This is a genomic window from Anaerococcus kampingae (assembly GCF_046365475.1).
Taxonomy (GTDB): domain Bacteria; phylum Bacillota; class Clostridia; order Tissierellales; family Peptoniphilaceae; genus Anaerococcus; species Anaerococcus kampingae.
In genome coordinates, this window is sequence record NZ_JBGMEF010000003.1 from 1 (window position 1) to 21,503 (window position 21,503).

At 36.2% G+C, this 21,503-nt stretch carries 17 protein-coding genes and 1 tRNA gene; 1 reads left to right on the top strand and 17 read right to left on the bottom strand.

The features are described 5' to 3' along the window. Nucleotides 1–2,511, bottom strand: a 2,511-nt coding sequence (locus tag ACCQ42_RS00505) for a hypothetical protein (RefSeq protein ID WP_410035052.1), incomplete at its 3' end; no start/stop codon positions are given. 324 nt (nt 2,512–2,835) lie between these two features. Beyond that, entirely contained in the window at nt 2,836–4,125 is a 1,290-nt protein-coding gene (gene serS, locus ACCQ42_RS00510; RefSeq protein WP_410035053.1) for a serine--tRNA ligase, read from the bottom strand. 339 nt (nt 4,126–4,464) lie between these two features. Between serS and ACCQ42_RS00515 the strand changes: the two genes are divergently transcribed. Continuing rightward, nucleotides 4,465–6,339, top strand: coding sequence for an acyltransferase family protein (locus ACCQ42_RS00515; protein WP_410035054.1), 1,875 nt, complete (start codon nt 4,465–4,467; stop codon nt 6,337–6,339). A gap of 73 nt (nt 6,340–6,412) precedes the next feature. Here the strand turns inward: ACCQ42_RS00515 and ACCQ42_RS00520 are convergent, their stop codons facing one another. The 15 genes from ACCQ42_RS00520 to ACCQ42_RS00590 form a co-directional block, all read right to left on the bottom strand. Further along, nucleotides 6,413–7,345 carry a 2-keto-3-deoxygluconate permease gene (locus ACCQ42_RS00520; protein ID WP_410035055.1) on the bottom strand — a complete coding sequence of 311 codons (933 nt, stop codon included), beginning with the start codon at nt 7,343–7,345 and terminating at the stop codon, nt 6,413–6,415. Nucleotides 7,346–7,425: 80 nt separating this feature from the next. Then, nucleotides 7,426–7,501: transfer RNA gene (locus tag ACCQ42_RS00525), tRNA-Val, on the bottom strand. A gap of 81 nt (nt 7,502–7,582) precedes the next feature. Further along, nucleotides 7,583–8,593 (bottom strand): 3-dehydro-L-gulonate 2-dehydrogenase, encoded by a 1,011-nt coding sequence (yiaK, locus tag ACCQ42_RS00530; RefSeq protein ID WP_410035056.1) that lies wholly within the window; start codon nt 8,591–8,593, stop codon nt 7,583–7,585. After that, complete coding sequence (locus tag ACCQ42_RS00535; protein ID WP_106460711.1) at nt 8,577–9,212, bottom strand: hypothetical protein; 636 nt, start codon at nt 9,210–9,212, stop codon at nt 8,577–8,579. Before ACCQ42_RS00535 ends, yiaK begins: the two co-directional genes overlap by 17 nt. Beyond that, a complete protein-coding gene (locus ACCQ42_RS00540; protein ID WP_106460712.1) occupies nt 9,212–11,338 on the bottom strand; it encodes a hydantoinase/oxoprolinase family protein in 2,127 nt (708 codons plus the stop codon). Before ACCQ42_RS00540 ends, ACCQ42_RS00535 begins: the two co-directional genes overlap by 1 nt. A gap of 8 nt (nt 11,339–11,346) precedes the next feature. Then, entirely contained in the window at nt 11,347–12,654 is a 1,308-nt protein-coding gene (locus tag ACCQ42_RS00545; protein ID WP_106460713.1) for a citrate transporter, read from the bottom strand. Nucleotides 12,655–12,855: 201 nt separating this feature from the next. Continuing rightward, complete coding sequence (locus tag ACCQ42_RS00550; protein ID WP_410035057.1) at nt 12,856–13,746, bottom strand: DUF4349 domain-containing protein; 891 nt, start codon at nt 13,744–13,746, stop codon at nt 12,856–12,858. A gap of 72 nt (nt 13,747–13,818) precedes the next feature. After that, complete coding sequence (locus ACCQ42_RS00555; protein WP_410035058.1) at nt 13,819–14,490, bottom strand: NAD(P)H-hydrate epimerase; 672 nt, start codon at nt 14,488–14,490, stop codon at nt 13,819–13,821. Continuing rightward, nucleotides 14,477–15,460 carry an ATP-binding protein gene (locus ACCQ42_RS00560; protein ID WP_410035059.1) on the bottom strand — a complete coding sequence of 328 codons (984 nt, stop codon included), beginning with the start codon at nt 15,458–15,460 and terminating at the stop codon, nt 14,477–14,479. The genes ACCQ42_RS00555 and ACCQ42_RS00560 overlap by 14 nt, the downstream gene beginning before the upstream one ends. Nucleotide 15,461: 1 nt before the next feature. After that, nucleotides 15,462–16,202, bottom strand: a complete 741-nt coding sequence (locus ACCQ42_RS00565; protein ID WP_106460717.1) for a DnaD domain-containing protein — start codon at nt 16,200–16,202, stop codon at nt 15,462–15,464. Further along, nucleotides 16,183–16,737: a GNAT family N-acetyltransferase gene (locus ACCQ42_RS00570; RefSeq protein WP_106460718.1), complete on the bottom strand. Its 555-nt coding sequence runs from the start codon at nt 16,735–16,737 to the stop codon at nt 16,183–16,185. Before ACCQ42_RS00570 ends, ACCQ42_RS00565 begins: the two co-directional genes overlap by 20 nt. Beyond that, nucleotides 16,730–18,061 carry a replicative DNA helicase gene (dnaB, locus tag ACCQ42_RS00575; RefSeq protein ID WP_106460719.1) on the bottom strand — a complete coding sequence of 444 codons (1,332 nt, stop codon included), beginning with the start codon at nt 18,059–18,061 and terminating at the stop codon, nt 16,730–16,732. The genes ACCQ42_RS00570 and dnaB overlap by 8 nt, the downstream gene beginning before the upstream one ends. Further along, nucleotides 18,061–18,510, bottom strand: a complete 450-nt coding sequence (gene rplI / locus ACCQ42_RS00580) for a 50S ribosomal protein L9 (protein WP_106460720.1) — start codon at nt 18,508–18,510, stop codon at nt 18,061–18,063. Before rplI ends, dnaB begins: the two co-directional genes overlap by 1 nt. Continuing rightward, entirely contained in the window at nt 18,488–20,497 is a 2,010-nt protein-coding gene (locus tag ACCQ42_RS00585; RefSeq protein WP_410035060.1) for a DHH family phosphoesterase, read from the bottom strand. Before ACCQ42_RS00585 ends, rplI begins: the two co-directional genes overlap by 23 nt. Next, entirely contained in the window at nt 20,487–21,386 is a 900-nt protein-coding gene (locus tag ACCQ42_RS00590; RefSeq protein ID WP_106460722.1) for a DUF2232 domain-containing protein, read from the bottom strand. Before ACCQ42_RS00590 ends, ACCQ42_RS00585 begins: the two co-directional genes overlap by 11 nt. Nucleotides 21,387–21,503 lie beyond the last annotated feature (117 nt).

The following is a 21,503-nucleotide window of genomic DNA, read 5'->3' on the forward strand; positions in this document are numbered from 1 at the left end:
TACTTTGACTTGGGTCTTTTTCCAAAGGGCTTTTATTTCTGTATCTTTATCTAATTTGATTTTTGTTCCAGCGGCTACTTCTTTTCCGTTTACTTCCCATGCTTTAAATTCTTGGGTGTCATCTGGTGCTTCAAATTTGTTTGATAATATTGCATATTCTGAGCCTTTATCTTGATCTTTTTCAGTCATTTGACCCTTACCACCGTTTGCGTTATAGGTTACTTTGACTTGGGTCTTTTTCCAAAGGGCTTTTATTTCTGTATCTTTATCTAATTTGATTTTTGTTCCAGCGGCTACTTCTTTTCCGTTTACTTCCCATGCTTTAAATTCTTGGGTGTCGTCTGGAGCTTTGAAAGCATTTGGTAATACTGTATACTCTGAACCTTTGTCTTGGGTTGAGCCTGTCATTTCACCACTACCACCATTTGCGTTATAGCTTACTTTGACTTGGGTCTTTTTCCAGATAGCTTTTACTACTGTGTCTTTAGTGATCGTAATCTCGGTACCCGCAGCTACCTTTTTGCCGTCAATTTCCCAGTAATCGAACTCTTGGTTCTCAGGGGCTTTGAATTTATTATCCAGAATTTTGTATTTTGATCCCTTGTTGAGCTTCTTGCCATCCATTTCTTCGGTGCCACCGTTACCGTTATAGCTAACAGTGGCAGTTTCGAGCTTCTTGGTTGCCGGATCTGAATCGAGTTTATCGGTGTCACCCTCAAGGCCACCATTGTCCTTTGCGATTGCCTTGATGGTTCCAGCGAGTTCGATCTTTTCCACACTCAGAGTGATCACACCGGATTCTTCATTAACACCCGGTCCGCTCCATGTATTGGTTTGCAAATCTCGCGTTGCAGTGACTGTTTTCTCCGCTCCAGAATCGTCAGTATAGGTAATCGTGTAGGACAACAAGTCGGTATCATCACCGGGATCTTTATAAGCCGGTGGTGTAATGGTAACTTTGCCGGTATTGGTATCTACCTCAATCACAGGAGATTTAGGTGCGATATTTTTCACCAGGTCTTTAGCCGGAAATGTTATTTTTGGTTCAGCTCCATTTTTTATTTTGTATGAACCATCTTCATTTGTTTCTGGAACAAATTTATAATCATTGTTTGGGTCCCAAGTACCTGCTACATCATTACCACTAAATATCTTAACATTGCCGCTGTCATCAAATTGTATAACTGCCGGCACTCCATCCCAATCCCCAGTTCCGTTTGGTAGTTTTGATACTACACCTACTGAGTTTTCTGCTCTTATAGCTGCGTCTATATTTTCCTTATCTTTATCCGTTAATTTCTTAGGGTCTTTAACTCCTGTTTTTTTTGGCGTTACATAGGTTACTGTCGTTTTTCTACATGATTTAAATTTATTTTTTTCTTTAACTATAACCCCGACTACTTTACCAAATGTTAATTCTTCATTAGGTTTAAGAGTATAAGTAAATTTCCCTGTTGTGCTGTCAACTTCTGCTTCTACTGGCTTGGATGAATCTTTATCAATAGTACATTTACCACCTTCACAGTAAGATCCCTGATCAGCTTTAGCAACACCAATTACAAGTTGTACCTTAATATTCTCAAAAGGTCCTTCTCCTGCCAATTGTCCTGTAATAACATTATCTACTACAGTAATACCATTAAGAATCGCTCCTTTTGAGTATTCTGTAACTTGTTTAATTTTCAAACCTGTAGCTTCGATTTTTCCTGATGTTGATCCGTCTGTATAGGTTACTTCATAATAAGCATGGTTAGTACCATCAATAGAAAATTTAGTTTTTTTAAGATCAAAGTCATTCGCAATATCCGGATTGGCTTTCTTCAGCATTTCAATAGCTTCTGCTTGTTCGTCATCATTTACGATGTTAGATGAAGTTTGTTCTATACAAATTTTACCTGTCGGCATTGTAAGCGTTGTCTGATTTGCAATTGATGGCTCAGCATTTGCGGTCACCACAGAAGATGTAGCGCCATCCAAAGTTTGATAGGCAGTGACGGTATCGCCTGCTGCTACAGTAACGCCGGCAGGTAGATTTACCGTCCAGGTAGTTCCGCTTTTAGGTGTAACGGAAACAGTGGCTTTTTCGTTACCTTTATTATCTTTTAGGGTCACATATACAGTCGACCTTACAGTCCCTACACCAGTTACTCTTTTTCGTTGTACATTGCCACCGGTTATGGTAGTGGCATCATAAAACACCTTATTAATTGTAGGTGCAGGTACAGTGCTCTGTCTAACTGCTTCTGGTACATTTTCAGCTCCTAGTTCTAAATCACTAGCATCCTCAGTTTCTATACCATCAAGATTTGTTTTCTTGCTATCTTCATCAACTGCTGGATCTGGTTTTTTGATCTCATCATCAACTAATGGCATTGGTTTATCAGAGGTCTCACTGCTATCTAAGACCTCTTCGCTAGCCTCATCTTCAATAGCTGATAAGTTTGAATCTATTTGGCTAATGTCAAAATCTTCTGCATGAACCACAGGCATCGCCATTACTAGTCCTAGCATACAAGATACTAGGCCTATGGATAGTTTCCTGGTGGCGTATATTGGTTTTTTATTTACGTTTCGGGCCTTGTTTTCTAGGAGGATTTTGGCCTTTTGATATTTTTTCATAATACTTTTTTACCTTTCTTTTTAAATACATATTATGCACACATTCTTGATTTTATCTTACCTTTTTATAGCTTTTTGGCAAGCTATGGTCTTTGATTTTTACAGAGTTGAAGAGGTTTTTTTCTTATCAAGTTTAAGATTTTTTTGATATATTTTGCTCATATTTTTCTAAAGTTAAAAGCACCCAGGCGAAGGGTGCTTTTATATTGCAAAAGTTTATTTAACTGTTGGTTCGATTTTGTCTTTGCCGCCCATGTACATTTGTAGTGGAGCTGGGATTTTTACGCTTCCATCTGCTTGCAAGAGGTTTTCTAGGAAGGCTATTAGCATTCTAGGTGGGGCTACTACTGTGTTGTTTAGAGTGTGGGCAAAGTAGTTGCCATCTTCTCCTCTTAGTCTGATGCCTAGTCTTCTTGCTTGGGCATCGCCTAAGTTTGAGCATGATCCTACTTCAAAGTATTTTTCTTGGCGTGGGCTCCATGCTTCTACGTCGCATGATTTTACTTTTAGGTCTGCTAGGTCGCCTGAGCAGCATTCGAGTGTTCTTACTGGGATTTCAAGGCTTCTAAAGAAGTCTACTGTGTTTTTCCATAGTTCGTTATAGAAGGTTTTTGAGTCTTCTGGCTTACAGATTATTACCATTTCTTGTTTTTCGAATTGGTGGATACGATATACGCCACGTTCTTCGATACCGTGTGCTCCTACTTCTTTTCTAAAGCATGGAGAGTATGAGGTCATTTTTAGTGGCATTTTTTCTTCTTCGGTGATTGTGTTTATAAATTTACCTATCATTGAGTGTTCGCTTGTTCCGATTAGGTAGAGGTCTTCGCCTTCTATCTTATACATCATATCTTCCATTTCAGAAAAGCTCATTACCCCTGTTACTACATCAGATCTTATCATAAATGGAGGTACATAGTAGGTGTAGCCCCTATCGATCATGAAGTCTCTTGCATAAGATAGGATTGCTGAGTGAAGTCTAGCTATGTCTCCTCTTAGGTAATAGAAGCCTGCTCCTGATGTATTTCTGGATGCATCTAGGTCTATTCCTTCAAAGGATTCCATGATGTCGATGTGGTATGGGACTTCAAAGTCAGGAACTACTGGGTCTCCAAATTTTTCGATTTCGACATTTTCTGTATCATCCTTGCCTAGTGGCACTGTTTCGTCGATTATTTGTGGGATGATTTGCATTCTTTTTTTGACTTCTTCATTGAGTTTAGCTGTTTCTTCCTCAATATGTACTAGTTCTTCATTTATTTCTACTACATGGGCCTTGGTTCTTTCGGCTTCTTCCTTTTTGCCTTGGCCCATAAGAACACCTATTTCCTTAGATGTTTTGTTTCTTTCGCTTCTTAGTCTATCACCTTCAGTCTTATAGGAACGTAGTTTTTCATCTAAGTCTAGGACTTCATCTACTAGGACTAATTTTTCATCTTGGAATTTTTTCTTGATGTTTTCTTTTACTAGTTCTGGATTTTCTCTTAATAATTTAATATCTATCATTTCTACTCCTTAAAATAAAGCATAAAAAAAGCCTCCCCCAAATTGGGACGAAGGTCTCGTGGTGCCACCCAAATTACACAAGCATAGCTTGCCTTAATTTATATTCGCTCAAAGACGGATTCAATAATTCATGCAAGAGATTTCCACCAACCATCTCCTCTCTAGGTGCACTCCATACCTACTACTTCTTTTCATCGCAATATTCAATTACTAATAATATACATTATAATTAAAATAATGCAAGAAGGTGAGAATTTTAAAAATTTATCTTTATATAAATTTAATACAGAATTCACAATTTAATAAATTTATAAGGGTATAATAGTCTTACTATGGAGAATGAATGTGAAAGAATTAACTAAACAAAGAAGAAAATATTATTATTTAAGTATCTTAAGGGCTTTTGCTCTTATTGCAGTGTCAACCTATCACTTGTTTGGCCACGCCTTCCCTGGAGGATTTCTGGCTGTGATTGGATTTTTGTCCATGTCGGGTTTTCTGATGGAGATGACTAATGATAGGTTCCTAAGCCTTGAGGATATCTTGGCAAGTATTAAAAAAAGGATAAAAAAGATTTTACCGCCAATCATTTTTGTAATGGCTATAAGTTTGCTTATTAGTTTGATTTTTGCCAGGGAAATCTTTGATGATTCTGCAAAATCGAGCCTTGCTACAGCCTTTTGCTTTGAAAATATCAGACAAATTATAGCAGGGGCTTCATATTTTGATAGAAATGGTAATTTTAACCTTTTTATCCATCTATGGTACATATCGATTTATGTCCAATTTATCTTTATATTTTACCTACTAAAATTTATTGGCAGAAAGATAAATTCTGATACGATTAAGCTTATCTTGCTTAGTCTACTTACCATCGGATCTATTGGGCTTTCTTATTATTTGGCTAATAAGGATGTACCGATTATTAGAATTTATTATGGAACTGATACCAGGATCTATGCGTTTTTCTTGGGGATGATTTTCTATCTACTTTATAAAAATTATGGAAGATATATGGAGATTTCAAAGCTAAGCCTAAAAATAATTGTTGGCGTGCTTGGGATTTTGTTATTTGTACCGATGTTTTTTATAAATGGTGAGAATATAAATATCTACAAGACATTTTTCCTAATCTATACCCTAGCTTTTAACCTTTTGATATTTTTTATCTTTAAGCTAGAAAATAGCCTAGATAAGAGAGAAAGAAAGCTTGGTTGGGGCGGATCTATTTTGGTCTTTATAGGATCTAGGAGCCTACATTATTATATTTTGCAATATATAATCCAGGTTTTCTTCTCCTACTTCCTTATAAATATTTTTGATAATAAGATTATTTATTACGGCCTACAAATTGCCTGGATAATTTTCTTAGGAGAAATATCTCATGCAATATTTTCTAGGAAAAAGCTTAACAAATACCTAGTTATCATCCCTTTTGTAAGCCTTATTATCTTTAATATAATTTCACTTGCTATAGGCAATAAGAAAGAACAAGAAATGGCTGAGCTTAAGGCTAGATTTGAGCAAAGTCAGGAGGAGATTAAAAAGCATAACGAGCTTCAAAAGAAGAAAAATACCGAAAAAGACCCTAAAGCTCTTCCTAAAGAAGATGAAAAAGATAAGGAAGTAAGCAAAGATAAAAAAGAAAGCAAGAAGGCTGATTCTAGCGAAGATTTCAAGGAAAAGGCCTATGATGATTTTGATTTTACTGAAAATGAGCTAGCCTATGTGAAGGATGTCAGTGTGAGTGCTGTGGGCGATTCGGTTTTGATCAATATTGATAAGTACCTAAGAAACTACATGCCTAACCTCTACCTAGATGGCAAGGTTGGACGTGACATGCCTGAAGGACCTGGCATCTTGCAGGCCATAAAGAATAATGTCGGTCTTGGCGATATTGTCCTTATTTCTCTAGGATCCAATGGTTCTGCCAACCACAATGATATGCAGGCTATAATGGATATAGCTGATGGCAGGGATGTGTATTTTGTAAACACCAGCCACCTACAATCCTATATGGACAAGGTAAATAGCGACTTGGAAGCTTTTGTTAATGACAATCCAAAGGCCCACCTAATCGACTGGAGGTCTTATGTAAAAGATAGGCCAGAATTACTCGCTGTTGATAGGACCCACCCAAATGTAGAAGGTAGCCAGGCCTACGCTGACCTAGTTATTAGAAAAATCTTAAATGAAAATAAAGTAAGACCATAATAAAAGGCCTAGTGCAGTATGAAAAAAGCCATCATTTAATGACGGCGTTTTTCATTCATATTTTGCACTAGGCCTATTTTTTATTGTTCATTTCATATACTTTTTTAACTAAAATTGGTGTAACAATAGATGTAATAACAACACCAAAAGCAATTGCTGCAGTGGAATTTGCTTTATATATTTCAAGGCTTGGATTAGTTGCTGCAATTATAGATGGTATAGATACACTCATACCAGCAATTGAGTTCATAGCTATAGAGTTTTTGCCGCTTAATTTTAGAACTTTTCGCTCGAAAATAAAGGATATAGGTAATAAAACTATATAAAAAACCATAGCAAGCAAAATACCTGTAAAACCAGACTTGGCTGCTTCTATAATATTAATTCCATAACCAAATGACCATCCCATAAGTGGAAGGCTTAAGGCCAAGCCAGGTTTCATAAATTCTCCAAACTTCTTATCAATATTACCCAAAATAAGTCCCAAAACTAGAGGGATGAGTGTTGAAATTATATTCATCCAGTTAATAGGTGAGGATTGAATTAAGCCAAAGAGCAATAGCGGATAAGCTGGTGTACACATTATTGCAAGGATGCCAAAGCCAGCCTGATCAATGGCTGATCCATATTCTCCCTCGAGTGCCAAATATAGGGAAGGATTGGTTGAGGCAAGGCCTACAATTATAGCAAGGGTAGATAGACCCAAGATTCCATCTAATCCAAAAAATTTAAAATATAAAAATCCAAATCCAACAACTATAGCTGTTTTAACTAGGGCTAGAAGGCCTGTTCTTTTAAAAACTTGACCAAGTGTTTTTAAATCAATTACAGCTCCTGAGCAAAAGCAGGTGAAGGCAATAATATAAGTAAGTCCATCTTTTGTAAGCAAGGCCTGGGTCATACCTCCTATCATAAATAGATTGGGTGCCAGAGTATAAATAATAGCTGAAATTAGCATTGGAACAAGCAACAAACCGCCAGGAATTTTTTTCATAAAATCCATCATAAGCTACTCCTTAATTTTTATTTAAGAGATAGTAAATAAAAAAATACCCTTGGCCAAGCCAAGGTGGTCAATATCTCTTATGGTGGGAAGTACTGGGCTTGAACCAGCGACCTCCACGATGTCAACGTGGCGCTCTTCCAGCTGAGCTAACTCCCCATGTATATATTATAATAACATTTAAATATAGATTTGTCAAAATAATTGGTCTGGCACAATTATTATACCAGACCTTCCTACCTATCTTCCTAAGTTTTCTACTTCCTTAAAGATATTATCATCTACTTCAATTCCTGATTCTAGGTTTTTATTCTTTCTTAAAATTAGACCCTGACCAGGATATCTTGGGATTTTGCCCTCTTCTATTGGATGGGCATATGCAATTCTTTCTTTTATCTTCCTTATGGTCGCTTCATTTTCTTCCTTGGTTGAAAATATTTCTGGATCCATAGCTATAAATATTTGTGAGCAGCCTGTACAGTTAAAGGCATCATCATCGTCCATATGGTAGGTTGACTTACCATTTGACAAAAGGGCTGCCATGGTATCTAGGGCAATTCCAAGTCCTGATCCCTTCCAATATCCTATTGGCAAAAGCCTTCCTGTTTCTTCTATCTTTGCTGGGTCATCTGTTATATTCCCATTAGAATCATAGCCACCTGGATAAGGTAATTTCTCTCCCTTTAGCCTTGTAGTTTCAAGCTTACCGTAAGAATACAATGACACAGCCATGTCCAGGCAAATATTGCCTGTGTCAGATGGAATGGCAATTCCTACCGGGTTATTGCCTAAGCTTAGCTCATCAGAACCCCAAAGAGGCAAGACTGATTCTGTATTAGTCCAGCACATTCCAATTAGACCCTTATCAGCTATCATTTCCCCATAGGCTCCGCCACGCATCCAATGGGTGGTGTTTCTAAGGCTAACCATACCTATTCCATGATTTTGGGCAAGGTCTGTCACCCTTTCTACGCAGGCCATGGCATTAATAACACCAAAACCAAAATTTCCATCATAGACTTCACAGGCTCCCTTGGCTTTTTTAAGCTCAATCTCACCATCAAGATTAATAAGACCATCATTTATAAATTTAACAAGTCTAGGAATCCTATTAAGTCCATGTGAATTAACTCCCTTTAGGGTTGAATCGGCGTGAACTTCGGCCATGATTTCCGCTCTTTTTTCATCTACCTTATTATTTATTAGGGCAGCTTTTATGGTTTCCTTTAACATTTCATAAGATACTTTCATCTTTTTCTCCTATAAGTTTATTAAATATGATTTCTTCTCCATTATAAGCTCTGGCTAAAAAATAATCTAAAAGTGCAGGATTAAAGTCCAAATCTAGAAATTCTTTAGCAAAAACCATAGCCCCTATTTCACTAGGGGACTTTAGTTTTACTTTCTTTTTAATAAACCCAAAAAGCTTGTAACTTACATAGATATTATCTGTGATAAGCCTATCTTCTTCAAGCTTGTGATATATTTCATGGCAAGTTATAATCTCCTTAGGACTTACTTTGGAAAAAATTTGCTTATCTTCCTTTGCCATTTCATCTTCAAGGATTTTTATATTATCCTTATGAAATATTATCTTATTTGGACTTTCAAACAGAGCTAGGTCATATAGATTGAAGATATTTTGGCTAATGCCTTCTTCAAATACTAGGCCGTATTTATTTTTAAGGTCAGAAAGGCCAATCTTTTGCTCTTTCAACTCTTTGGCACAAAGACTAGCACAATGCATACTTTGCCTTATTATTTCATCCGAATTTTCTATCCTGTCCTTAAAAACATCAGCTTTTAAAAGATAGAAATAATAGAAATAATCATCTAACTTTAACAAACTTTTTAATTTTTTATCTTCCATTAAAGATCGTTTTTGGCTCCGACTAAGATTATATCTTCGTTTCCTTCTCTTAGTGATAGTTCTGAATCAAGGAGCATATTTAGCTGGTCTAGGCTTGTTAGGCCTTCAAAGTCTACGATTTTCGCACCTACACATAAGTAGAGGTCTGGGTTTAGCTTGATATCAGACTTAAAGACTGCAAGATCATTCCACATATTGCCAGCAAGAGTTCTTGCTCCACCAGCTGTAGCTTTTGCTGCTACTGCATCTGCTCTTTGAAGCTTTATGAAGCCCTTCTTATCAATAGCTCTAAGCTCTTTCTTGTTACCTTTTTGACTTGTATAAACTCTGAAGAATTCATTTTCTGTTTCTTTGTTGATTTGACTCTTTTCAACTCCAAAGCTTTCAGCAACTAGGTCTAGGGCCTCTTCTTCGGTGATTTCCTTAGAGAGGTCTTGACTTGCTATTTCTGTTGATCCTGTTGCTATGGCACGGACCTTGGATGTTTGCTGGTCAATTTCTATTTGAATTTCTACAGATTCTGGTGTTGCTCCTGATTTGATTACTTGATCGGTTGCTTCATTTCTTAAATCTATTATATCTTCTCTAGTTGGTTGAGGGATTACTCTTTCTACTACATCCCTTACCATAGCTAGAGCTACACCGATTGATGATATAATCTCTGCCTTATCTGCTAGGGTGTATGGAACTCCAAGTTTGTCAGCTGCAAATGGTAGGAGGACTTTTGCTCCACCGCCACCACCGACTATGGTTGTTTGAGATTCTTCTACCCTATACTTATCCATAAGGTCTAATATTACTTCATTTGTGGTTTTGGCTGCATCATCAAGCACTGCCCTTGCAGCGTCATCTCCACTCATACCCAAGAATTTACCAAGGACTTCGAAGCATCTTTTTGCTGATTCTGGATTTCCATAAGAATAGTCGCCTTCTTCGATAATTCCTAGGGCATTTGCTGCACAGGTTGTAGTAAGGGCGTAATCTTTGCCATTGGCCCTGATTGCTATATAATCTGCTGGGTCTCCCTTTGTTGGTGATAATTGAATTACTTCTGGATTTTCAAATTCCTTAGGATCAGTGAAGACTACATAAGGAAGGTTGGCTATGTGGCAAGATCTTGGGCCTACTTTTACAATTTTCCCATTGTTAGCTCTTATCATTGATCCACCAGCAACACCTACTGTCCTAACGTCCATGGAGTTTACCATAGTTCTTTGACCACCAACTACCGCATAATCTATCATTGGTCTACCATTTTTGATAACTCCTATGTCTGTAGTTGTTCCGCCTACCTCAAAGAAAATACCATTTGATACCCTCAGGTACATAAGAGCTCCGACTGTCGATGCAGCTGGTCCTGAAAGCATGGTTAGTACTGGCCTATTTCTCATCTCTTCGATATCCATTACGCCGCCATCTCCACGCATTATCATAAGGGGTGCTCCTATTCCTGCCTTCTTTACCGCATCTTCTGTTGAATCTGCAGTAGAAATCATCCTTGGAAGGATTGAGCCGTTGATTACGGCTGTTCTTGTTCTTCTAGTTAGGCCGTATAGTTTTGAAATCTCACTTGCTGCACAGACTTCTATGCCCTTTTCCTTGCCAAGTTCTTTGATAAGAAGCTCTTCATCCATTCCATCAACACCAAAGGTTTTTGATGCTGCTATTACTCCACATCCTTCAGCGATTAAATCATCCATTAGCTTTGATACTAATTCTCTTGAAAAATCTTTCCTATTGACAAACCTATAGGCAGTTGTGATTTTTCTTTTGCCTGATTCATCTAGGACTATGTCCTTAATTTTACCTTGAATTTTAGATAAAAATCCTACAAGGCCTCCATCAGCAATTCCGATCACTCCTACCTTGGCTACATCTCCTTCAACTAGGGCATTTGTAGCTTGGGTTGTGGAATGAGCAATGAAAACCACTTCATCACTTGATATATTATTTTCGGTCAGACATTTTTTAAATGATTCTATTACACCAGCACTTACTCCCAGCTCATGGTCGTGGGTTGTTGGAATAATACCAACTCCTACTATTTCATAAGTCTTATTATCTATAGCAACTGCCTTTGTATTAGTACCACCAACATCTATACCTACACGTATTTGTTTACTCATATTTTCTCCTATCTACCAAAGAATACAAAAACTAAAAATAAATTTATAGCTGTGATCAACCATGCCCAAGGTAGACCAGTTTTCATAAAATCTTTGACACTTACCTTACTGTAGTTTAATGCCCACAAGTTCCAAGACTGAGTTGGACAAGCAGAAAGGTTCATAGCTATGGTTGGTACATACATGAGAGTAAATAAGAAGGCTGTTGGGAAATCTCCTAAAGCATTTAAAACTCCTACTGTTGCAGCACCTGCACCAAATATTGTAAGTGGTCCCCTAAATAGGCCAAGTGGCGCCATAATCATAAAGGCTATGGCAAGGCCAAGGGTTGTTGTTGGCAAGATATCTCCTAGGATTGGGTCAAAGAAAGGAGCTGCTATACCAGAAATCTTATTAAACATTGGAAGAATAAATAAGAAACCTAATAGGGAAGCAACATCTATTACACCTTCATAGAAGGTAGAAGATATTATTCTTGACATCTCTGACCAAGACCTACCAATCATCTTACAAGTAGCAAGTCCAAATACAGCTCCTACTATAAAGGCAGGAATTGTTGGCACCTTGAAGGCTATTGATAAAAATGTTGGGATAATAGGAGTAAATAAAGCATACCATGGTACCCTATCCATATCATTAGCCTCATTTATGTCCACTCCCCAGGCCTTTCTCTTTCTTCTTCTTGATGAAGCAAAGACCTTCATATAAGTAAATAGCATTATTCCTATAACAACAAGTTGGACTGCCATTGCAGCAAAGGCCCAGCTTATGTATTGATCTGAATAGGTCATATCTTCAAAGATAGCCTGCATTTGACTAAATAAAACCGGGTTAAGGTACATACCACTACCAACACTCATAAGATAAGCTGAAACCGCCAAGAACTTTGGCACACCAAGGCTAAGTAGGATAGGTAAAACAATAACACCTATAGCTACAACAGCACCAGCACCAAAGGTTGCTGTAAAAATGATACCGGTTACAAGAGATAAAAGAAGGGTAACAATAAGGGGATCATCTCCACCCAACTCTGTTACAGACTTTATAAGCTTGCTTGCTATGCCTGTATCTACCAATATCTTACCAAACCAAGAACCAAAGATAACATTAACCGCCGTAGCGCCCCATGATTCTGGTCCCTTTTGCAAAATTTCTGTCATTCCGTCTGTAAGACTTATTTGACCACCCACTATACAAAGACCAAGCCATAAAACAGCCATGACAAAGAAACCAGTCATAAGGTTTCCGCCCTTGGCTGCATATACTGCAAGCCCTATATAGGTGATAATCAAAAGAATACCAATGATTAAATCCATATAATCCTCCTATATATTTTATAATTCATTTTAATTATAACTAATTAGTTAAGATTAGTCAATCTTTTTAAATTAGAAATAAGAATTACTATGTTTAATAGAATATACTTTTATTCTACTAATATTTTAAAATAATAAGAGGCTTTATCCTTTTGTATTAAAGAAAATAAGCCTCTTATCTTAAGTGTCAAAATTTTAAAATTACTTTTTTGACTTAAATTTTTTTCTTAGCTTATAAAGTCCAAATCCTAAGGCCAAGATAATTATTATAAATGGCCAATACAAGAAAAATCCTACTATGACCTGAGAGAAAAATTCCTTGACAAGGCCAATAGAATCTCCCATTGCTTCCTTTATCCTAGATCCTAGGTCAGGATTGTTGGAATTTCTATTATAAGAATACACTTCATTTATGCCTACATTATAGGTATCGTAGGTCACCCTATCTTTTAGGTCAGCCTTTGCTTTTTTAAGATTATCTATTTCCCCTTGAGTTTCTATAATCTTGGCATTAATAACAAGGGTGTCTTCGATGTTATTAGAATTTTCCAAAAGCTCATTGAATTTTTCCAGCTGTTTTTCCTTTATTTCTAAATCCTTATCTGCATCCCTAAATGACTTTTCTAGGTTGTTAGAATTTTTGGAAACATTTATGGTTTTACCCAGGCCTTCTAGGGTCTGGTCAAATTTTTCAGCACTTTCTTTTGGAATTTTTATGGTAAGTTCAGTATTTCTTAAGTCCCTATCTTCATTGGTCCTATTAAAATATGTTGATTCAATTTCTACAAAACCTTCTAGCTTTGCTACTGATTTTTTTATAGACTCTAGGTCCTTATCATAGGATATAGTTTCTAGGTCAATATTTACAAATCTTTCTATATAATCATTTGAATCATCTGATAGGTCTGACCCTTCTCCATCATCTATGGCCTCATCTTTTGCCATATCAGCATATCTAGGATCATCAATTTCTCGTCTTGCCTCGTCTGCATATTCATTTGCAAGGTCTGCTTCACTATTATCTGGCTTCTGGCTAGCACAAGATATGAGGGCAAAAAGACATATCAATATTAGTAAGAAATTCTTTTTCATAGGATCATCCCCCTTTTTCTTTTACTATACTAGCGTGGCAAACGATTGCAAAGGAAGATGAAAATAAATAATTTAATCAACTAGACCATACAAAACTGAATCTATGGCCTTTTGTGGGATGCCTATGTCTTCAATTACGCATTTTTTCTTATAGATTTCTCTTTCATAGATGCCCTTTTTCATCAGCTGCATAGTTACTATTAGGTCGCTATCGACTACTTCGCCTAGGTCCTGGCCGGTACTTGCATCAAGGCCTGATGGTATATCTATTGAAATTTTATATTTCATTACATTGTTGATGATGGATACTACTGTGGCGTAAATTCCTGTGACTGGCCTATTTAAGCCCGTACCAAAGATGGCATCTACAATTAGATTGACATTATTTAGGCGTCTTTCCATCTCTTCTAAATCTTCTATGCTTTGAACATAAAATATCTCTTCGCAAAGCATCTGGCAAGATTCTAGATTTAGGCGGAATTCTTCGCTTGCCTTTTCTACATCGCCAAGTATATATATTTCTACATCCTTGTACCTAGCTAGGAGATTTCTTGCTAGGGCTAGGCCATCTGCCCCGTTATTTCCTACTCCGACAACTATTGCAAAGTAACCAAATTTGTTTAGATTAATGTGCTTAAGTACAGCTAGACTTGCCCTTTCTACAAGGCTTAGGGCTGGTACTTTTAGCACATTTATAGCATAAGAGTCGATTGCTCGCATTTTTTCTTTATCAACTAAAATCATAATCTGTCCCCTTTAGTCTAAGATCTTCCCCAAATATTTCATAGGTCTTTGAATTATTACCCAATATTCTAGAAAATATTCTAGGTCCATAAATCTCTTCTATTAAGGCTTCATCGAGATTGGATGATAGAATTATTGGTAGATTCTTATTCATCCTCTCATTTACAACATCAAATAGGTTTGATTGGTCGGTTGACCTATGGGTTTCAGCGCCTAGGTCATCTATTATTAGAAGGTCACATTCAAAGATTAGGTCGTATTGGTTTTCCAAATTTCCCCTTCTATCTTCAAAGGCCCAATAGTAATCATTTAAAAATTTAAAAAGCTTGGTTGATGTCATGTAGACTACTGAATAATTCCTATCCAATAGCTCTTTGGCTATGGAATTTATCAGGAAAGTCTTGCCTCTGCCTACTTTCCCTTGGATATAAATATTTCCGCTTTGTCTATCAAAATTGTCTATATATTTACTTAAATCAGCTAGGATCATCTGCATATTTTCATAGGGACTTATGTTTGCATATTCTGGATAAGGATTTTTGGAAAATAAATTGATATTAAAGGTCTTAAAATTTTCCCTATTTATGACTTGTCTTATGCCAGATCTTTTATAATTCTCATCTATTATGATTTGAGACCTGCATGAGCAAATTTCATTGCCCACAAAGCCTGTGTCCTTACAGAGTGGATGGAAATATTTTTCCTCCATGTAATCTACAGGGAAGCCTGCCTTAAGGAGCTCTTTGTGTTTTTCTCCTATTAAATTTTTAAGCTTATCTTCATTTGCCTTTGTGTCTAGGCCTTCTGCTGCTAGTCTTATACTATCAAAACCTACTTGCTTGATTAGCTTATCTAGAGCTCTTATCTTTGGGATTTTGTCATAGACTTCGTTTATAGCCTCTTCTTGGCGTCTTTTATTTTCTCTACGTCTTTCTTGTAAGATTAGACTTGCTTTTTCACTAGCCTTCATATTAGTCCCTCTGATTTCTCAATCTCTCTAGTCTTCTAGCCCTTGCTGTTTGGGCAAGATTGTCGTTATCATTTCCTACATTTGAATCAGATTTTTTCCTATAGGTTCTTACTGTTCTGGATTTTTTAAGCTTGTTACGTTCTTCCCTCATCCTGAGCTCATTTAGGCTATTTATGCCTTGGTCTCTCCAGGTTTTTAGATAGCCCATTACATATTTTACATCTACGTTATTTGCTTCTCTTGCCTGTCTAAAGGCTTCTGTTACAAGCTCTGGATCTTGGTCATATTCTCCCAATGTCTCGTGGATCCTTGTTATGTCTGCTGGAGTGAGCTGCCTATCTATTATTCTTTCGATATTTTCAAACATGATTGACTTTCTTTGAGCCTTGTCAAAGTTTAGTTCATTGTCATTTGTAGGCTCGCTTTCTCCAAAATACATCTGCCTTAGGGAGATTATTTCTATAAAATTTGTCCCATCTGAGGCCTTTTTTTCTCTAAAGATGCCCATATTTATCCAAAAATTAACGGCTTTTTCAAATCTTTCATCATCAAAGCTTAGCTGTCTTTTAATCTTTGCAACATCGACTGTGCCATCATTATATATATCCTTATAAATTAGGAGATAAACCTTGATAGCATCGCCATCTGCCATCTGAAGATAAGTATTTAAAAACATATTCTCAAAGGGGGTGGTGCCCATATCCAGTTTCAGTTCTTGCATTTCAAAGTTCATTATATTCATCCTTACTTATTTTCATATTCATTATCTTTGAATAGATTAGGCCCTTGGACATCTCAAAATATCTCTCATCTAAGTCTATGGCTTGGTTTTCAAAGACTTCTCTCGTGTAGGAGGTCTTTTTAAAACCAGCCTTCTCGTAGGCCTTTATCGCCCTTTCATTAAAGAGGTTGACATCTAAATAGAGGGTCCTATATCTCATTTCTTCAAAAAATACTACAAAAATTTCTCTTATGGATTCGTATCCATAGCCGCAGGATACGTAATTTGCATCAAAGACTATGCCTAGTTTGGCTCTTTTTAGGATTGGATTTATATTTTTAAGGCCGATAAATCCTATAAATCTGTCATCTTCTTTTCTTCTGACTGCAAAATATCTCTTATTTGGCATGTTGATATTGCCATACCAAAGCCTTAGTTCAAAGTCTGTGAGGTTGCCATAATTGTAGCCTATAAGTCTTGGGTCAGAAAAATTGCCCCAATTTTTTAGTTCTAAGGCACTTTCTCTATCTATTTTATCTAAATATATTCTAGGCATTTTCATCCCTGTGGCTTAAATTGATGAAGGTGGTGCATGGTTTGTTGAAATACAAATCAACTGTACCAGTAGCCCCATTTCTGTGCTTTGCAAAGATTAGCTTGGCTATGTTTGGCTCTACCTCTTCATCATAATAATCTTCTCTATATAGGAGCATTACAACATCGGCATCCTGCTCGATGGCGCCTGATTCTCTTAAGTCTGATAGGATTGGCTTATGATCTGCTCTCTTATCTGCCTCTCTTGATAATTGGGCAAGAGAAAGTATAGGACAATTTAGTTCCTTGGATAAGGATTTTAGGCCCCTTGATATGGATGCTATTTCATTTTGCCTATTTTCTTGTCTACCATCAGCTTGCATTAGCTGGAGATAGTCTATTACTACTAAATCAAGTCCCTTTTCTGCCTTTAGCCTTTTTAGTTTTGATTTCATTTCTGATAATCTTATGCCTGGGGTTTCATCTACATAGAGGTCTGTTTCTACTATTTTTTTGGTAGCATCTATTAGAAGTGTCCAATCATCATCTCTTATGGATCCATTGATGATTGATTCTAGGCCTACTAGGCTTACCATTGATAAGAGCCTTTGGTTTAGCTGATAGATTGACATCTCTAGAGAGAAGAAGGCTACAGATTTGCCTGCCTTAGCAGCATTCCACGCCATGGTTAGTCCAAGGGCGGTCTTACCCATAGCTGGCCTTGCAGCTAGTAATATTAGCTGGGAACTTTGGAGTCCCGAAAGTTTGTTATCTACAGCTTCAAGTCCTGTAGCAACTCCTGTTATTCTCCCATCTGCTAGGGTTAGTTCGTTGATTTGTCGTAGGGTATCATCCATGGTGTCTGCTACCCTTACTAGACCTTGGGAATGGTTATCTTGTGATATCTCAAATATCCTATTTTCGGCACTAGCTAGGATGTCAGATACATCATCGCTTTGCCTGTAGGATTTTTCTATTATATCTTCACTAGCCCCGATTAGACTTCTTAATAAGGATTTGGCCTTGACTGTTTTACAATAAGTGTCAATATTTGGAGTATAAAATGAGGAGAGGGTAATCTCAGTGATAAACTCCTCCCCTCCAACTTCTTGTAATATATTTTCGTTGGACAATTGAGATATAAGGGATACTACGTCTACCTTAATGTCTTTTTCAAACATGGTGACTATAGTCTTATATATCCTCTGTGTCCTTGAATCGTAAAAGTCTACAGGTTTTATTATTTGATTTGCACTATCAAAGCTTTCATTTTTCTTTAAAATACAGCCTATGATAGCCTGTTCTGATAAGAAGTCATAAGGTAGTGGCCTTAAGCCATCTGTCATTATTCTGCCTCAGCTACCACGTTTACCTTAAGGTCTGCATTTACTCCTTCATAAAGTCTAGCGTTTAGTACGAATTCACCTACTCCATCGATTTTTTCGATTTCTTCGATTCTCTTTCTATCTATTTCGATTCCTTCTTTTGCTAGAGCTTCAGCAAGGTCTTTGTTTGTTACAGAACCAAATAGCTTTCCATCTTCTCCTACTCTTACCTTTTGTTCGATTGTTAGAGCTTCGATTTTTTCCTTAAGTGCTTCAGCTTCTTTTCTATTTTCAGCTTCTTCTGCCTTAAGTTGTTCTCTCATTTTTTCAAGTTCAGCCATATTATCTTTTGTTGCCTTTACAGCTAGGCCTTGTGGATCAAGATAGTTTCTAAAATATCCTGGCTTTACATCTACTAGGTCTCCCTTTACTCCAACTCTTACAATATTATCTGTTAGTATTACTTTCATTTTCTTCTTCCTCTCTTAAATATTCTTTTATTGCTTTTCTTAACATTTTTTCAGCATTTTCCATGCTCATCTCTAATTGGGTGGCTGCGGCTGTTAAGTGTCCGCCACCCCCAATGCGCTCTAGTATTAATTGTACCGATATATCGCCTAAGCTTCTACCTGATATGTGAATTTTATTGTTAGCCCTTGTAAGTACAAAGCTTGCGAGTACTCCCTTTATATTAAGAAGATCATCTGCAGCCTGGCTTGCAATAAGAGTAGAACCATCTATTTCTCTATTAAAGTGGGCAATAGCTATAAAATCCTCAACTATGAAGGAATCTGCTATTACCTCTGACTTATATTTTACAATTTCAAAGTCATCTTTAAACATTCTTTTTATATATACTGAGTCAGCACCCCATCTTTTTAGGATTGAGGCTGCCTCAAAGGTTCTTACACCTGTTTGGTAGACAAAGTTTTTGGTATCGACTGTTATACCTGCAAGTAGGGATTCTGCTACGGCAGTTCTTGCCTTAAAGTTTTCATCTAGATAAGATAAAATCTCTGTAACAAGCTCTGATGCCGATGATGCGTAAGGCTCTATATAAGAAACTGTGGCATTTTTGATATAATCCTTACCCCTTCTGTGGTGGTCTATTATAAATATATTATCAGTCATATCCAGAAGTTTTGGGCCTTCTGTAGAATTTTTTCTATGGTTATCTGTAACTATTATAAGGGACTGGGAAGATATTCTTCTTAAAGCTTCATCTTCAGTTAGAATATTATCCTTTAGCTCGCTAAGCTCATCTATAACCCTCGCATACATATTTTCTATAGGCTTTGTGACTTCATTTAGGATAATATAAACCCTCTTATTTATCGACCTTGCACCTTCATAAACACCAAGTGCTGACCCAAATGAATCCATATCAGGATTATTGTGGCCCATAACATAAATATCAGGGCTTGATTCCATCATTCTCTTTAGTGATTGGGAAATGACCCTTGATCTAACTTTAGAGGTTTTTTCAATTGCCTTAGTTTTTCCACCATAGTACTCATAATTATCTTCAAGTTTGACTACAGTTTGGTCTCCTCCACGAGATAGGGCAATATTTATAGCATCTCTTGAATCAGAATATATGTCAGATGGCTTTTCTCCAGCAAGGCCAACACCTATTGAAAGGGTTGGCGGAATGGAATTGCCCTTGCTTATATCCCTGACCTTATCTAAAATCGAAAATTTATCATCACGAATTTCTTTATAATCCTGATACTCACTTATAATCATGAACCTGTCATTTTCATATTTCCTAATTAGGCAATCATAAGCTTTGAAATATTCATTAATCACCCTATCTATTTCACCTAATACCTGAGCTCTTTGGTCAGATTGGGCAGAATTTCTTAGGTCATCATAATTATCTATAAAAACAGAATAAAAAACTAATCTTTTTGCCTTAAAAAGTTTTTTGATTGACTCATCATAAGTATTATCTATTCCATATAAGAAGGTTTGATTACTATCATCACCCTCATTAAAAATTGTAGAATAATAAAATTGAATAATCTTATCAGCTATATTAACATTTTGTGATTGTTTAATTTCCTCATTATCAAATTCTATTTCCGCAAAGTCAGGTATAATTGAATCGATGCTCTCGCCAATTAGCTTATGGTTTGGGAATAAGTCCCTAAAAAATGAATTATGCCATTTTATTTTTCTATTTTCTTCTAAAATAGCAATTGGAAATGGCATTTCAAATACTACATTTTTGGTAATGGAATCAAATGAAAAGCTGATATTATCAACATACTTCTGCAATTCCTTATCCCTTGTAGAATTTATGTTTTTCAAAAAGAAAAACAAAATAATACAAACAAGTATTCCTACAGCACCTAGGGTCTTATTATAGTAAAAAACTATTAGGGATGCAATTAGAGGAAAGGCCAAAATCAAGATTAAATTAGATCTACTAATAAATTTTTCATTATTTCGCATTTTTCCTCCTTGATCTAAAATCTATAAATATATCTGCAAAACCAAAAAATAATAGTGGAATGAAGATAACTTGAAATAAAATTATCATAAAAAACCATTGAAAGGCTCTTGTCAAAGGCAGACTAGATTTTTTAAGCATGTAGTCAAAAAGACTTAGGCCGTTTGCTACAAGTATTATCATGCTAATAAATATGAGGTTTGAAAGTATATAAGTTCTCTCTATATTCATAAAGCTAGCAAGAAAATATATGATTACAAAGATAAGAGTAAGTCCTAATAAATCCTTAAACTCTACCCTAATTTGGTCAAGTTCTTTTATATCTTCTACCCCCTTATCCATAAAGGATAAGTAATTTCTAATAAGTTTGATAGAAAGGACTGAATAAACCATGACTATCATAGAAATTAGAGAAGGATATAAGGCTACTGCCTTCTTGTAAATATCAAGGTCAAACCTATATGAATAAGAACTTTCGACCACTTGTTTAAAATCTAGTGCCATTTTATCAATAGTAAGCTTATTTTCTATCATTTCTATCTTAAATAGAAAAATAAAAACCAAGCTTATAAGGACAAAGGCCAAAAATATTTGATATTTGTCTGGTATCTTTAAGCTAATTAAGATTACAAATATTAGCCCTACCAAAACTAAGGGGATATAGCTAGTATTTATTTGCTCTATATTTAAAAATACCAAGGCACTTATATAAGTAAACCCCACCTTTACTAAGGCGGATAAGAAGCCATCCCTGAAGGATGTAAGGGCAAGTACCACTGGAATTAAAGCCATAAATATCAGGCTATATCTAGATAAGTACAGACTGATAAGGCTCAGGCAAGCAATAAATATAGCTCCTGTAATCTTATTTACGCTTTCTGTTAATGTCATAAAATCTCCATATAAAAATTTAGCAATTTTTACTATTATACTGTACTTTAAATTCCTATTTTAACAATATTTATAAAGGCTAGACTTGCCAATATATATTAAAAATATTGACAAAGT